A 14,465-nucleotide genomic window follows, 5' to 3' on the forward strand; every position below is an offset into this window, starting at 1 on the left:
ATCAAGATAAGGGCGCCGGGCCCCGCCTTTCAATACGCGCGTGTCACGGCGCGTGATCTCTGTCACCCGACGACGCCCGCCGCAGCGCGGTCGAGGAGAGGTCGGAGCGGGGTCCGTGCAGGAACACCCAGGCCGGCGGCGCCATCCCGGCGAGGCGGGCCGCGTCGCGCTCGTCGATCCGGTGGCGCGCCATCGCCCGCGCCGCCGGGGACGCGGCGGCCCCGAGGGTGAAGCCCGGCCGGTCGATCACCGCGATCGGCATCGACCGGACGATCTCGCGCCAGCCCTGCCAGCGGTGGAAACTCGCGAGGCTGTCGGCCCCCATGATCCAGACGAAAAGCGGGAAGGGCCGGTGGCGGCGCAGCCAGGCCAGGGAGTCGCGGGTGAAGCGGGCGCCGATCGCGCTCTCGAAGGCGGTCACGGCGACGCGCGGGTCGCGCGCGATCGCGGCGGCCCCGGCGACGCGCTCCGCCAGGGGCGCCAGGATCGTCCGGTCCTTGAGCGGGTTGCCCGGGCTCACGAGCCACCAGACCCGGTCGAGGGCGAGCCGCCGCAGCGCCAGCTGGCTGACATGCAGGTGGCCGGCATGGGCCGGGTTGAAGGAACCGCCGTAGAGCCCGATGCGCAGGCCCGGCGCGCTCGGCGGGAGACGCACGCCCACCTGGCTTCAGGGCCGGACCTGACCGGAGCCGTGCACGCGGTACTTGAAGGTCGTGAGCTGCTCGACGCCGACCGGGCCGCGCGCATGCATCCGCCCGGTGGCGATGCCGATCTCGGCGCCGAAGCCGAACTCTCCGCCATCCGCGAATTGCGTCGAGGCGTTGTGCACCACGATCGCCGAATCGACCTCGGCGAGGAAGCGCTCGGCCGCCGCCTCGTCGGCCGTGACGATCGCGTCCGTGTGGTGCGAGCCGTAGGTCTCGACGTGGTCGATGGCGGCGTCGAGCCCGTCCACCACCCGCACGGCGATGACCGCGTCGAGGTACTCGGTCCGCCAATCGGCCTCGGTCGCCGGCGTGACCCGCGGGTCGACCGCCTGGGTCTCGGCGTCGCCGCGCACGGCGCAGCCGGCCTCCAGGAGGTCGGCGACGAGGGGCGCCAGGTGGGTGCCGGCGCAGGCGCGGTCGACCAGCAGCGTCTCGGCCGCGCCGCAGATCCCGGTGCGGCGCAGCTTGCTGTTGCGCAGGATCTCGCGCGCCATGGCGAGGTCGGCCCGCGCGTGCACGAAGACGTGGCAGATGCCTTCGAGATGGGCGAAGACCGGCACCCGGGCCTCGCTCTGCACGCGCGCGACCAGGCTCTTGCCGCCGCGGGGCACGATGACGTCGATGCAGCCGTCGAGGCCCGCCAGCATGGCGCCGACCGCCGCGCGGTCCCGGGTGGGCACGAGCTGGATCGCCTCGGCGGGCAGGCCCTGCGCGGCGAGGCCGTCCGCCATGGCCCGCGCGATGGCGGCGGCGCTGCGCAGGCTCTCGGAGCCGGCGCGCAGCACGGCGGCGTTGCCGGCCTTGAGGCAGAGCGCCCCCGCATCGGCCGTGACGTTGGGCCGGCTCTCGTAGATCACCCCGACCACGCCGAGGGGGGTGGAGATCCGCTCGATGGCGAGGCCGTTCGGGCGCTCGAAGGCCGCGAGCTGGCGGCCGACCGGATCGGGCAGGCCCGCGATGGCCTCGACCGCGGCGGCGATGGCCTCGACCCGGCCCGGGGTCAGTGCGAGCCGGTCGAGGGTCGCGGCGGGCAGGTTCGCGCCCCGCGCCTCGGCGAGGTCGGCGGCGTTCGCCTCCAGGATGACCGGGGCGGCGTCGCGGATGGCGGCCGCGGCGGCCCGCAGGGCCATGTCCTTGGCCCGGGCCGGGACGAGCGCCATGCGCCGGGAGGCGGCGCGCGCCCTGCGGCCGATCTCCCGCATGAGGGCGTCGACGTCGTCGGCCCCGGCGCGGGGCTTCAGGCTGAGCACGGACACGGCACTGTTCCTGCGATGCGCGCGGGCGTTCGGTCCGACGGGTCGGGTCGCCGCGCGGCTCTCCATGCCACGGGCCCCCACCGGCGACAAGCTGAGCCGGCGCAGGGCGGCGGAGAGCTCAGCGCCGGCAGCGTTTTCCGACGAAGCTGCCGCACGGGTAGGGCGCGGTAAGGCGCGCGCTCACCGGGACCTCCCTGCCCTCGACGGTGTCGAGGATGTCGTCGATGCGCCACGCGCCCGCCTCCTCGACCACCCGGAAGCGGACGGTGACCGGCGTCCCGAAGCTGACGAAGCGCGCGACCACCTCGGCCCGGCCCTCGGCGGGCCCGGTCTCGACCGTGACGCGCAGGTCCTTCACCTCGCCGTCCTGGCCGCTCAGGAACGGGTCGGCGTCGAGGTGACCGATATCGCCGCTCTCCTTCTGGTAGAGGTCGTCCCGGGCGAAGAGGGCGGCGAGGCGCTTGCTGAACAAGGTCCGCCGGTGCGGCGGCCGCCAGGGGGGGCACGCTCGCCGGTCCCGGCGCGGCGAGGGAGCGGACCGTGATCCGGTAGGCCTCGCGAACCGGCGCGTCGGGCGCCGCCTGCGCGAGGGCGGGGCCGGCCGCGAGGGCCAGCGCGAGGGCGAGGGCGGGAGGGATCCGTCGCGTCGTCATGCATTCGTGTCCAGGAAGCGGCCGCACGGGGGGCGCCGAGGTCCAAAGCATCATTGCGCCGGCCGGGACCGGCCGGCGCCGAAGCAGTCACCGGTTCGGCGGCGAACCGAAGGACCGCGCCAGCGGAAAATGATGCGAGAGCAAGAGACTAAGCAGAATTCCCGATGCAATTCTGCTTAGAGCGGCGCCCGATCACGGTGCAATCGCGCGCTGCTCCAGGTCGTTGATCCTGCCGCCTTATCTTCGACGGACCAGCATCCCCTTCGTCGGACAATGCTATAGAGCGCGGCGCGACGGTGGGGAAGCCCGGTCGGAGTCGGGGGCGGGCGCGATCGCCGCCCCTACTCGCCGACGAGCGCCATGTCGTCGCGATGGATCATCTCGGCGCGGCCGGGATAGCCCAGGACCGCCTCGATCTCGCGGCTCGACCGGCCGATGATGCGGGCCGCGTCGTCGCTGTCATAGGCCACCAGGCCGCGCCCGAGCACGGCCCCGCCCAGGGAGCGGATCACCACCGCGTCGCCGCGGGCGAAGGCGCCCTCGATCCGGGCGACGCCGACCGGCAGCAGGCTCGCCCCGCCCTGCAGCGCCCGCTCGGCGCCCGCGTCGATCACCAAACTGCCGCGGGGTTCGAGCGAGCCGGCGATCCAGGTCTTGCGCGCCGCCGTCGGGGTCGAGGCGGAGAGGAACCACGAGGCCCGCGCGCCCGCCGCCACCGCCCGCAGCGGGTTCTTGCCGCGCCCGTCCGCGATCAGCATGTGGGTGCCGCCGCCGGCGGCGATCTTGCCCGCCTCGATCTTGGTGCGCATGCCGCCGCGCGACAGTTCCGAGGCCGGTCCGCCGGCCATGGCCTCGATCTCCGGGGTGATGCGCGGGATCACCGGGAGGTGGCGCGCGGACGGGTCGCTGGCCGGCGGCGCCGTGTAGAGCCCGTCGATGTCGGAGAACAGCACCAGGAGATCCGCCCCGATCATCGTCGCCACGCGGGCGGCGAGCCGGTCGTTGTCGCCGTAGCGGATCTCCGAGGTGGCGACCGTGTCGTTCTCGTTCACGACCGGGACCGCCCGCATGTCGAGGAGCTTCAGCGTCGTGGCGCGGGCGTTGAGGTAGCGGCGGCGCTCCTCGGTGTCGTGCGGCGTCACCAGGATCTGGCCGGCGACGATGCCGTGATGCGCCAGCGCCTCCGACCAGTGGCGGGCGAGCGCGATCTGCCCCACCGCGGCCGCGGCCTGGCTCTCCTCCAGGCGCAGCGCCCCGGGCGGGAAGCCCAGCACGGTCCGCCCGAGGGCGATCGAGCCCGAGGAGACCACCAGCACGTCGACGCCGCGCCCGTGCAGGTCGGCGATGTCCTCGGCGAGGGCGGCGAGCCAGGCGTGCCGCAGGCGCCCGCGCGCCCGGTCGACGAGGAGGGCGGAGCCGACCTTCAGGACGACGCGGCGGAACTGGTCGAGGGCGGGGGTCATGGAGCGGCCGGGTGAGGGTGAGCGGAGCCTCGCCGCGCATAGCCGCAGACGGGGCCCGTGGACAGCCCCCGCCGGGCCTGCGGAGGCCGACGGGCGAGGATGCGCGCGGCCGAGGTGGCCAACGGCCAAGGCCTGCAACGGCCAAGGATCCTCATTGTCGCCGGGAAGCCGGCGCAGGAGGGATCCTTGGTTCCACCTCCCGCCTCACACGATCATGAACTGGCCCATCGCACCCGGTGATGAGGTCGCGCACCGGCGCGCGCATCGCGATCAGCAGCTCCAGCGGATGATCCTGGAGAGCGCCACCGACTACGCCATCATCACCCTCGACGAGAGCGGGTCCGTCACCAGCTGGAACGAGGGCGCGCGGCGCATCCTCGGCTGGAGCGAGGAGGAGATGCTGGGCCAGCCGGCCGCCCGCTTCTTCACCGAGCCGGACGTCCGCCGCGGCGTCCCCGAGGAGGAGATGCGCAACGCGCGCCTCACCGGCACCGGTCCGGACGAGCGCTGGCACCTGCGCAAGGACGGCAGCCGCTTCTGGGCGAGCGGCGAGATGCAGCCGCTGCGCGACGAGGCGGGCCATCACCTGGGCTACCTGAAGATCCTGCGCGACCGCACCGCCCAGCGCGACCAGGAGGAGCGGCTGCGCCAGAGCGAGGATCGGCTGAACCTCGCCCTCGGCGCCGCCGGCATGGTCGGCATCTGGGAGTGGGACCTGCGCCGCGACCTCGTCTTCGCGGACGCGAACTTCGCCCGGATCTACTCGGTCGACCCGGAGCACGCCGCCCGCGGCGCCCCGCTCGCGGCCTTCACCCGGACCTTCCACCCCGACGACGTGCCGGCCTTCGAGGCGGAGCTCGACCGGGTGCTGTCGGGGCGCCGGGACGCGTTCTCGGCGGAGTACCGGGTGCGCCAGCCGGACGGGTCCTGGCGCTGGCTCCTCGCCCGCGGCCGCCTGATGCGCGGCGAGGACGGCGCGGCCTCGCGCTTCGCCGGGGCGAGCGTCGACATCACCGAGCAGAAGCAGACCGCGCAGCGCGCCCGCGAGAGCGAGACCCGCTTCCGGCAGCTGACCGAACTCGCCCCGGGCATCGTCTGGGAGGGCCGGCCGGACGGGTCGCTCAGCTACCTCAACGCCTTCTGGTATCGCTACACCGGCCAGAGCCCCGAGGAGGCGCTGCCGGACGGCTGGGCCCGCGCGGTCCATCCGGACGACCTGCCGGGGCTGGAGGTGGCCTGGGCGCGGGCGCGCCGGGAGGGAATCCAGTACGACACCGAGGCGCGGCTGCGCCGGCACGACGGCACCTACCGCTGGTTCCTGATCCGCGCCGCGCCGGTGCGGGACGAGCGGGGCGCGATCATCGGCTGGCTCGGCAACGACCTCGACATCCAGGACCGCAAGGAGGCCGAGGAGCACCAGCGGCTCCTCACCCACGAATTGCAGCACCGGGTGAAGAACACCCTCGCCATGGTGCAGGCCATCGCGGCCCAGACCCTGCGCGGGGTGAGCGGGCTCGACGAGGCGCGGGAGGCCCTCGCCGGGCGGCTGATCTCCCTCGGGCGGGCGCACGACATCCTGACCGAGGCGCATTGGAAGGCCGCCCCGATCACCGAGATCATCGAGGCCGCCCGCGGCGCCCACGAGGCGGCGGACGCGGTGCGGATCCGCGCCCGGGGCCCCGACCTGACGCTCGCGGCGAAACCCGCCCTCGCCCTCGCCATGGCCCTGCACGAACTCGCGACCAACGCCGCGAAGTACGGGGCGCTCGCGACACCGGCGGGCCGCGTCGATCTCGCCTGGACGGTCGAGCCGGCCCCCGCCGGGCCGCGCCTGCGCCTGACCTGGACCGAGCGCGGCGGCCCGCCGATCGACCAGCCGCCCCTCCGCAGGGGCTTCGGCACGCGGCTGCTGGAGCGCAGCTTCGCCGCGGAGGTGGGCGGCGCGGTGACGCTCACCTTCGCGCCCTCCGGGCTGGTCTGTACGCTGGAAGCCCCCCTGAGCGCCCTGCAGGAGCCGTGGCGGGCACCCGCGTGAGGCGCGGGACCGGGACCGAAACCTGATCGGTGCCGCGCCGTTGATTGGCCGATGTCCCGCACGCCCGCTCCCCCCTCCCCGACGGTGGTCCTCGTGGTCGAGGACGAGGGCTTGGTGCGGATGATGGCGACCGAGATGCTGGAGGAGGCCGGCTTCGTCGTGCTGGAAGCCTCCGACGCCGACGAGGCCATGGCGATCCTCGCGCAGCGCGACGATATCGGCGCGCTGTTCACCGACGTGGACATGCCGGGCTCGATGGACGGCTTCGCCCTCGCCCAGCGCGTCGCCGAGATGCGGCCGCACGTGCGGCTGGTCATCACCTCGGGCCGGATCCGCCCCTCGAACGAGGACGTGCCGGATTCCGGGCAATTCGTGCCCAAGCCCTACCTGATGGAGCAGCTCCTCGACGCCTTCGCGAGCGCGGGCGGCCAGAAGCCCTGCTGAGCCGGCCGCGGCGGATGATCAGCCTCTCACGGCTGCCACGCCTCCGCCTTCTCCGGCGCGGCCTCGGCCTGGGCCCGGTCCATCGCGGCGAGGAGGGCGCGCAGGGCCTCCGGCACGCCCCGGCGCGTCGCGGCCGAGATCACGAGCGGCCGCCGGCCGCAGGCCGCCTCCAGGCTGGCGACCTGGGCCTCCAGCCTCTCCGGATCGAGGATGTCGGCCTTCGAGAGGGCGACGATCTCGGGCTTGTCGGCGAGGCCGTGGCCGTAGGCCTCCAGCTCCGCCCGCACGAGGCGGTAGGCGGCGCCCGCATCCTCGCTCGTCCCCTCGACGAGGTGGAGCAGGACCCGGCAGCGCTCCACGTGGGCGAGGAAGCGGTCGCCGAGGCCCACGCCCTCGTGCGCGCCCTCGATCAGGCCCGGAATGTCGGCGAGCACGAATTCGCGCGTGTCGACCCGCACCACTCCGAGACCCGGATGCAGGGTGGTGAAGGGGTAATCGGCGATCTTCGGCTTGGCCGCCGTCACGGTGGCGAGGAAGGTCGACTTGCCGGCATTCGGCAGCCCGACCAGGCCCGCATCCGCGATGAGCTTGAGCCGCAGCCAGAGCCAGTGCTCCTGGCCCTCCTGGCCCGGATTGGCGTGGCGGGGCGCCCGGTTGGTCGAGGTGGTGAAGTAGGCGTTGCCGAAGCCGCCATTGCCGCCGCGGGCGAGCAGTACGCGCTGGCCCACCCGCGTCAGGTCGGCCACCAGGGTCTCGCGGTCCTCGGCGAGGATCTGGGTGCCGGCCGGAACCTTCAGCACCACGTCGCCGCCCTTGGCGCCGGCCCGGTTGCGGCCCGAGCCGTGCTCGCCCTTCTTGGCCTTGAAATGCTGCTGGTAGCGGTAGTCGATCAGGGTGTTGAGTCCCTCGACGCACTCGGCCCAGACATCGCCGCCGCGCCCGCCGTCGCCCCCGTCGGGCCCGCCGAACTCGATGAACTTCTCGCGCCGGAACGACACGCAGCCGGCCCCGCCGTCGCCGGAGCGCACGTAGACCTTGGCTTCGTCGAGGAACTTCACGGCCTCGTCCTCCTGACCGTCAACGCGCAGGGGCCGGGGGCGTGCCCCCGGCCGGTCTCGTCACGCCTCCAGGCACGGCTCCGCCCCGAGCGGCTCCGCCGCCCGATGCCGGTCGAAGATCAGCCCGGAGGCGTGCCAGGTCTTGAGGCTGTCCCAGGCCCGGCGGTCGAGCCGGAAATGGTCGACCGGGAACACGCCGCCCCGGGCCGGGAAGGGCCGCAGCCCCGAGCCCACCGCCGCGAAGCCGCACTTCTCCAGGACCCGCCGGGAGGCCGGGTTGATCACCCGGGCGGAGGAGGTCAGCTCCTCCCCCTCGGTATAGGCGAAGAAGGCGTCGATCATCGCCCGGGCCGCCTCGGTGGCGAGGCCCTGGCCCCAGTGCGGCGGGCCGATCCAGTAGCCGAGATGCGGTCCCGCCTGGTCGTGGTCGGGCTCGATCCCCACCATCCCGATCAGCGCCTGCGGCTGGCGCCGGGGCGTGATCGCCATGGTGAGCGCCCGCCCCTCCGCATTGTCCCGCCGCGCCCGCAGGATGAACGCCTCCGCGTCGGCCGGCGCCAGGGGATGCGGAATCCCGGCCGTCATCTCGGCGACGGCTTTCTCCCCGGCGAGACGCACGATGGCTTGGGCGTCGGCCTGGCGCGGCCAGCGCAGCCAGAGCCTGCGGGTCTCAAGCCGAAACACGTCGTCGCGGGTGAGGTCGGGGAACATCGCCTGACTCCGATCCGACCGGGAAGGGCGAGGCGCCCTCACGCGGCCACGAGAACGACGAAGGGGAGAGTGGTGCCCCACCCTCCCCCGGGTCTCGATCGAAGCGCGGCCTTTGAGGGCCAGGATCGAGGATCCGCCGGGTCGGTGGGGACACCGGCGGAGCTCCTTCGTCACTGGCTCCGTCGGTTTATTCGGCGGCCTCGCGGGCCGGGGCATCCTGGGCCGGGACGACCGTTACGTAAGCTCGGCCTTGTTTGGTGGCAAACTGAACCCGGCCGTCGGTGAGCGCGAAGAGGGTATGGTCGCGGCCGATTCCGACATTGGTGCCGGGATGCCAGCGCGTGCCGCGCTGACGCACGATGATGTTGCCGGCGATCACGGCCTCGTTGCCGAACTTCTTCACGCCGAGGCGGCGGCCTTCGGAATCGCGGCCGTTGCGGGACGAACCGCCTGCTTTCTTGTGAGCCATCGGGCTACTCCTGAATCTCTCTGAAGGGCTGTCTCGCGTCCGGCCCGGATCAGGCGGCGCTGATGCCCGTGACGCGCACCACGGTGAAGTCCTGGCGGTGACCGCGCTTGCGGCGCGAGTTCTGCCGGCGGCGCTTCTTGAAGGCGATGACCTTGGGGCCGCGCGTCTGCGCGACGATCTCGCCCGCGACGCTCACCCCCGCCACGGTCGGCGCGCCCACCTTGGTGGCGCCGTCGCCGTCGGCGTAGAGGAGCACCTCGCCGAAGGTCACCGCCGTCCCGGCATCGCCCTCGAGCTTGCCGATCGTGATGACGTCGTTGGCGGCAACGCGGTACTGCTTGCCGCCCGTCTTGATCACTGCGAACATCGTTCTGGTCTCGTGTTCCATCCGGGCTCCGGCACGCGACCGGGCACCGTCTTCTTGGCAGTTGACGCTCGGTCCGCCTGCGAGGGCCGCCGAACGCGACGGCGCGCGGACCGGACGGTCCGCGCGCCAAGGGTGGCTTACTAGCGGTGCGGCGCTCGCGCTGTCAACGGGTTTCCGGCCGTCCTGGTCCGGGTTTGCGCCTCCCCGTCGCGCGGTTGATTTCCGGGGACGCTTCGCCGATGACCTCTCGACGGTGTCAGGAGACGATGATGGAAGAGCTTGTTGCACGGGTGACGCAGGCCACGGGACTGGACGCGACCACGGCCCAGACGGCGATCGGGCTCATCCTCACCTTCCTGCAGAAGGAGGGGCCGACCGACGAGGTCAACCAGCTGATCGCGGCGATCCCGGGCGCGGACGGCGCGGTGGCCCAGGCGGGCGACGGCGGCCCCGGCCAGGGCGGCGGCGGCCTGATGGGCATGCTCGGCGGGATGATGGGCGGGGGCGTGATGGCGCTCGGCCAGAAGCTGATGGCGGAGGGCGTCTCGATGGGCCAGATGCAGCCGCTCGGGCGCGAACTCTTCGCCTACGGGCGCGAGAAGGCGGGCGAGGACGTGATCGGCCCGATCGTCGGGGCGGTGCCGGGTCTCAGCCAGTTCATCTGACCCTTCGGCGGCTAAGGTCCGGGGCCGCCGGGGCGGCCCCGCGGCGCCTCCCGGCGCAATCACGCAAGCAATTGTCCGCGCTTGCGTTCCTGTGTCACAAAACCGTGCGCGCTTCGTGTTGTTGTCACGCCTCAAGGCGGCGCGGCGCCCGGCCGCCGCCGGATCGAGCCGCACGGGACATCACGACCATGGTTGCCTTCCTCTCCCCCGGCCCGCGGCCGGACCCGCGCGATGCCCGAATGCCCCTCGCGCGCCTCATGCGGCGGGCCGGCATGGGCGAGGGGCGGCCGGGCATCGACCTGCGCGGCGTGGTGGCGCCCTCGCGGCTGTTCCCGCCGCTGAAGCGGCTTCCCACCCACGGGCTCGACCCGGTGCTGGGCCGGATCGGCACGCTGGAGGTGCGGCTCGCCACCCGGCCGAAGGATGTCCGCCGGGCCCAGCGCCTGCGCTACTGCGTGTTCTACGAGGAGATGTCGGCGCTGCCGAGCGGGCTCGCCGGCCTCAAGCGGCGGGACGCGGACGAGTACGACGCGGTCTGCGACCACCTGCTGGTGATCGACCACGCGGCGACCGAGGCGAAGCCGTTCCGCAAGCCGCGGCCGCGGGTGGTGGGCACCTACCGGCTGCTGCGTCAGGACCAGGCCGAGCGGCATTTCGGCTTCTACACGGCCGGCGAGTACGACATCGCGCCGGTCCTGAGCGCGAATCCGGGCCTGCGCTTCCTCGAACTCGGCCGCTCCTGCGTGCTCAAGCCCTACCGGACCAAGCGGACGGTGGAGCTCCTGTGGCACGGGATCTGGACCTACGTCCTGCACCACCGCGTCGACGCGATGCTGGGCTGCGCGAGCCTCGACGGCACCGATCCGGACCGGCTCGCCCTGCCGCTGAGCTTCCTGCACTACTTCGCCCGGGCGCCGGAGCGCTGGCGCGCGCGCGCCCTGCCGGAGCGGCACGTGGCGATGGACCGGCTGAGCCGCGAGGCCGTCGACCCCAAGGCGGCGCTCCAGGCCCTGCCGCCGCTGATCAAGGGCTACCTGCGGCTCGGCGCGACCTTCGGGGACGGCGCGGTGGTGGACCGGCAATTCGGCACGACCGACGTATTCGTGGTGCTGCCGGTCGCGGCGATCGCGCCCCGCTACATCGGCCATTTCGGGGCCGGGGCGGAGCGCCACGCGGCCTGAGCCGCGCGGGCCGGCGGATCACGCGGCGTCGCGGGCCCCGCGCGCCTGCGCCGCCGGGCCGAGCCGGGTGAGCTCCCCGAAGGCCTCGATCGGCAGGGGCTTGCCGATCAGGTAGCCCTGCGCCTCCTGGCAGGCCTCCGTGTCGAGGAAGGCGAGCTCGGCCAGGGTCTCGACTCCCTCGGCCACGACCGGGAGCCCGAGGCCGCGCCCGAGGCCCAGCACCGCCCGCAGGATCGCCGCCGCCTCGCGGTTCTCGTCCACGGCGCGGACCAGCGAGCGGTCGATCTTGATCTTGTCGAAGGGGAAGACCCGCAGGTTCGACAGGGACGAGTAGCCCGTCCCGAAATCGTCCATGGCGATCCGCAGGCCGAGCGCCTTCAGGCGCCGCAGGGTGACCAGGGCGCGGGCGGGCTCGCGCACCAGGGCGGTCTCGGTGATCTCCAGTTCCAGCCGCGCCGGGTCGAGGCCGGTCTCGTGGAGCACCTCCTGCACCACCTGCGCGAAGTCCGGGTGGTGGAGCTGGACCGGCGAGACGTTCACGGCCACCCGCAGCGGGCTCTCCCAGCCCGCGGCTTCGCGGCAGACCTGGCGCAGCACCCACTCGCCGATCGCCAGGATCGACCCGGTCTCCTCGGCGATCGGGATGAAGCGGTCCGGCGGGACCTGCCCGCGCTCCGGATGGGTCCAGCGCAGCAGCGCCTCGAAACCCACCACCCGCCCGGAGGCGACGTCGATCTGGGGCTGGTAGACGAGCGCGAACTCGCCCCTGCGCGCCGCCTGGCGGAGGTCGTGCTCGAGGCCGCGGCGCTCGCGCAGCTCGGCGCCGAGCCCGACCTCGAAGATCCGGAACCCGTCCCCGCCCTGCGCCTTGACGGCCGCCAGCGCGGCCTCGGCGCGGCTCATCAGGCCGGCCGCGTCCTGGGCGTCGCGCGGGAACAGGGCCGCCCCGATGCTCAGGGTGAGCGCGGGCAGCCCGCTCTCCCGCCAGATCTCGGGCCGCAAGGCGGCCAGGACGCGCTCGGCGAGCCCGGAAACCTCGTGCTCCCGCTCCAGGCCCGGCGCCAGGACGGCGAACTCGTCGGCGCCGAGGCGGGCCAGCACCTGATCCTCCGCCAGGGCGCGCTCCACCCAGCGCACGATCAGGCGCAGGCCCGCGTCGCCGGCCGCCTCGCCGCAGGTGTCGTTCACCTCCTTGAAGCAGTCGACGTCGAGGCAGAGGACCGCCAGACCGCGCGCGCCGCGCGCGGCTTCCGCGACCGCGCCCTCCAGCCGCTCGTTGAACCGCGCCCGGTTCGGCAGGCCGGTCAGGGCGTCGTGGTGGACGAGGTACTGGATGTGCCGCTCCGCCTCGAGGCGCGCCGTGACGTCGCGCACCGCCAGGGCCCGGTGGGGCCGCCCCGCGACGGTGATCGGGCGGAGCGCGGCCTCGGCGGCGACGCGCTCGCCCCGCCCTCCCACCAGGGTCACCGCGACGGCGCGCCCCTCCGCCGCGTCGAGGCGCGCCTGGCCCTCCCCCTCGAGCAGGTCGCCGAGCCGGCGGCCGCGCAGGCGCTCGGCCGGGCAGCCGAGCAGGGCGGCGAGGCTGGTATTCGCGGTCACGATCCGGTCGCCGTCGCAGAGGGCGATGCCCTCGATCGAGGCGTCCGCGAGACTGCGCGCGAGGTCCTGCTGCTCGCGCCGGCGCCGCGCCTGCCGGTCCACCGCGAGGGTCGCCAGGACGACGGCCAGCAGCATCAGGCTGGCGACGCCGATCACCGGAGCGATGCCGTCGTCGGACAGCGCGGCGAGGCCCTGATGGGGCAGGTCCTGATGAACGAGGTTGCGCTGCCCGAGGTAGCGCGCGAGCCCGGCGCAGACGAGGACGAGGCTGCCCGCGCTCTGCCGCCCGGGCGCCTCCCCGGCGGCGAGCCGCATGCCGAGGGCACCGATCAGCGCCGCCGCCCCGGCTCCGGCGCCGACTCGCGCGAGGTCGCCCAGGGACGTCGCCCCGCCGATCAGGTCGAGATCGTGCGGCGCCAGCACGCCGAGGCCCAGGAGCGCGCCCCCGGTCATCCGCAGGGCCGGGCGCGGATCGAGCGCCAGCCGGAGAGCGGCCGCGAGGGTCACGACGGAGGCGGCCAGCGACAGGACGACCGGCACCGCGCCGAGCGGCACCGCCGCGTCGTCGGCCAGGAGGGCGACCACCTGCGCCGCCCAGAGGGCGAAGCCGCCCGCCGCGGCGGCGGTCGCGAGCCACACGCGCCGGGCCCGCCCGCCGCCGCCCTTCGCGTGCTGCAGGAGGTCGATGGTCGTGACCGTCGCCATCAGGGCGAGGAGCGCGGCGAGGCCGAGCAGCCTGAGCTCCTGTGACCCGGACAGGGATTGAAGGCTCGTCGTCACCCCGCGCACCCGTCGCCGGCCACCCTCCCGGCGACTTTCCCTTAGGTCACGTTGCGGAGGCGTTAACGCGCCGCGCGCGTCGGCCGCGCCATCCGCGGCCCGGGCGGGACCGCGTCCGCTCGCGTGCGCCCGAGCACCACGCCGGATCGCATCCCGCGGCTAGATCGTTGTGACCCGGCAACCGACCGGGCGTGACAGGCGAGGCGGGCGAGATGAGCGGGCGATCGAGACAATGGGGGGCTGGTCACCGGATGAGCCGCGGCAGGCGCCGCGCCGCGACGCCGGTCCGCAGGATCCTGTACGCGGTCGACGTGCTCGACGCCTACATGCCGTGCGAGAATCGGCCGGCTAACGACAACGCGGCCTGCCGCGCGGGGTGGCCCGCGCAGCGCCGCCCCGCCTTCCCCGCGCTGCGCGTGGTGGCGCGGCGGGATCAGGAGGGGACGCCCCGCCGCGCCCCGTGACGCCCGGCAGGAGCGCGGTCCGCCGCTGCGCCGAGGATCAGGATCGCGGCTCACGCCCGCCGCGGAAGCGGTGATGCGTCGGCGAACGATCTCGGGTCAGGGATTGCAGGGCATCGCGGCCGCGCCCTGGGCCACGAGGGCGGCGAGGTCGCGCAGGTCCGCGGGCTGGCGCCGGCTGCGCGCCACGGCGGTGGCCTCCCGCTGCAGGCGGGCGTTGCAGGCGCAGGACGGCACGCCCCCCGCCGGCGTGCAGGCATCGTGGTGCATGCAGGCCCGGTCGAGCGCGTCGACCGGAGGGCGGCCCGGGCCGCGGTCGCCGGGGCCGCAGTAATTCCCGTGGAAGACCAGGGAGCCGTCGATCAGCGGATTCGCGCCCGGCGCCAGCCGCGGCAGCACCACGCCCGGAAGACCCGGCGGCTCCACCAGCAGGCCCTGCGCGCGCGCCTGACCCGCAAGACCAACACCCACGAATGTCAGGATTGCGGCGGCCAGAACGCTGTTCCGTATATCCATGGTACTGGTCCTCTCGGCAAGTTTCCCCTCGTCATCCAAGATGACATCCGCCCTCGAGGGGGCAAGCTGGGGATGATGACTGAGGCAGGGGGGCGCCGAG

14 protein-coding genes and 1 pseudogene are annotated in these 14,465 nt (G+C 74.1%); 5 read left to right on the forward strand and 10 right to left on the reverse strand.

What is annotated here, in order from left to right:
• Positions 1-43: 43 nt before the first annotated feature.
• From MET2598_RS0115680 to proB, 4 genes and pseudogenes are all read right to left on the reverse strand, one after another.
• Positions 44-661, reverse strand: coding sequence for a nicotinate-nucleotide adenylyltransferase (locus MET2598_RS0115680; protein ID WP_012333959.1), 618 nt, complete (start codon positions 659-661; stop codon positions 44-46).
• A 6-nt stretch (positions 662-667) separates the two neighbouring features.
• Entirely contained in the window at positions 668-1,963 is a 1,296-nt protein-coding gene (locus MET2598_RS0115685; protein WP_012333958.1) for a glutamate-5-semialdehyde dehydrogenase, read from the reverse strand.
• Positions 1,964-2,081: 118 nt separating this feature from the next.
• Positions 2,082-2,441 (reverse strand): annotated as a pseudogene (locus tag MET2598_RS38155) (DUF3828 domain-containing protein); the annotation flags it as partial.
• Positions 2,442-2,957: 516 nt separating this feature from the next.
• Positions 2,958-4,079: a glutamate 5-kinase gene (proB, locus tag MET2598_RS0115695; protein WP_012333956.1), complete on the reverse strand. Its 1,122-nt coding sequence runs from the start codon at positions 4,077-4,079 to the stop codon at positions 2,958-2,960.
• 286 nt (positions 4,080-4,365) lie between these two features.
• On the opposite strand from proB, the gene MET2598_RS0115700 reads away from it, so the two are divergent.
• Both MET2598_RS0115700 and MET2598_RS0115705 read left to right on the forward strand, forming a co-directional pair.
• Entirely contained in the window at positions 4,366-6,114 is a 1,749-nt protein-coding gene (locus MET2598_RS0115700; RefSeq protein ID WP_036270818.1) for a sensor histidine kinase, read from the forward strand.
• A 51-nt stretch (positions 6,115-6,165) separates the two neighbouring features.
• A complete protein-coding gene (locus tag MET2598_RS0115705) occupies positions 6,166-6,558 on the forward strand; it encodes a response regulator (protein WP_026190751.1) in 393 nt (130 codons plus the stop codon).
• A gap of 26 nt (positions 6,559-6,584) precedes the next feature.
• Here MET2598_RS0115705 and obgE read toward each other — a convergent pair whose 3' ends face one another.
• The 4 genes from obgE to rplU form a co-directional block, all read right to left on the reverse strand.
• Positions 6,585-7,616: a GTPase ObgE gene (obgE, locus tag MET2598_RS0115710; protein WP_012333953.1), complete on the reverse strand. Its 1,032-nt coding sequence runs from the start codon at positions 7,614-7,616 to the stop codon at positions 6,585-6,587.
• Positions 7,617-7,676: 60 nt separating this feature from the next.
• Positions 7,677-8,327, reverse strand: a complete 651-nt coding sequence (locus MET2598_RS0115715; RefSeq protein ID WP_018261487.1) for a GNAT family N-acetyltransferase — start codon at positions 8,325-8,327, stop codon at positions 7,677-7,679.
• 187 nt (positions 8,328-8,514) lie between these two features.
• The gene (gene rpmA / locus MET2598_RS0115720; RefSeq protein ID WP_012333951.1) at positions 8,515-8,796 is read right to left on the reverse strand and encodes a 50S ribosomal protein L27; all 282 of its coding nucleotides are present in this window, start codon (positions 8,794-8,796) and stop codon (positions 8,515-8,517) included.
• Positions 8,797-8,845: 49 nt separating this feature from the next.
• The gene (gene rplU / locus MET2598_RS0115725; protein ID WP_012333950.1) at positions 8,846-9,163 is read right to left on the reverse strand and encodes a 50S ribosomal protein L21; all 318 of its coding nucleotides are present in this window, start codon (positions 9,161-9,163) and stop codon (positions 8,846-8,848) included.
• Positions 9,164-9,432: 269 nt separating this feature from the next.
• Here rplU and MET2598_RS0115730 point away from each other — a divergent pair, with 269 nt between their 5' ends.
• Together MET2598_RS0115730 and MET2598_RS0115735 are read left to right on the forward strand one after the other, a co-directional pair.
• The gene (locus tag MET2598_RS0115730) at positions 9,433-9,828 is read left to right on the forward strand and encodes a hypothetical protein (RefSeq protein WP_026190752.1); all 396 of its coding nucleotides are present in this window, start codon (positions 9,433-9,435) and stop codon (positions 9,826-9,828) included.
• A gap of 239 nt (positions 9,829-10,067) precedes the next feature.
• Positions 10,068-11,009, forward strand: a complete 942-nt coding sequence (locus MET2598_RS0115735) for a GNAT family N-acyltransferase (RefSeq protein ID WP_018261489.1) — start codon at positions 10,068-10,070, stop codon at positions 11,007-11,009.
• Positions 11,010-11,027: 18 nt separating this feature from the next.
• On the opposite strand, the gene MET2598_RS0115740 is transcribed toward MET2598_RS0115735, so the two are convergent.
• Complete coding sequence (locus MET2598_RS0115740) at positions 11,028-13,388, reverse strand: putative bifunctional diguanylate cyclase/phosphodiesterase (RefSeq protein WP_036270820.1); 2,361 nt, start codon at positions 13,386-13,388, stop codon at positions 11,028-11,030.
• 251 nt (positions 13,389-13,639) lie between these two features.
• Between MET2598_RS0115740 and MET2598_RS0115745 the strand changes: the two genes are divergently transcribed.
• Positions 13,640-13,852 carry a hypothetical protein gene (locus MET2598_RS0115745; RefSeq protein WP_012333946.1) on the forward strand — a complete coding sequence of 71 codons (213 nt, stop codon included), beginning with the start codon at positions 13,640-13,642 and terminating at the stop codon, positions 13,850-13,852.
• 96 nt (positions 13,853-13,948) lie between these two features.
• Here MET2598_RS0115745 and MET2598_RS36600 read toward each other — a convergent pair whose 3' ends face one another.
• Positions 13,949-14,365 carry a hypothetical protein gene (locus MET2598_RS36600; protein ID WP_026190754.1) on the reverse strand — a complete coding sequence of 139 codons (417 nt, stop codon included), beginning with the start codon at positions 14,363-14,365 and terminating at the stop codon, positions 13,949-13,951.
• Positions 14,366-14,465: the final 100 nt, after the last annotated feature.

Origin of the sequence: Methylobacterium sp. WSM2598, assembly GCF_000379105.1 — a bacterium.
Taxonomy (GTDB): domain Bacteria; phylum Pseudomonadota; class Alphaproteobacteria; order Rhizobiales; family Beijerinckiaceae; genus Methylobacterium.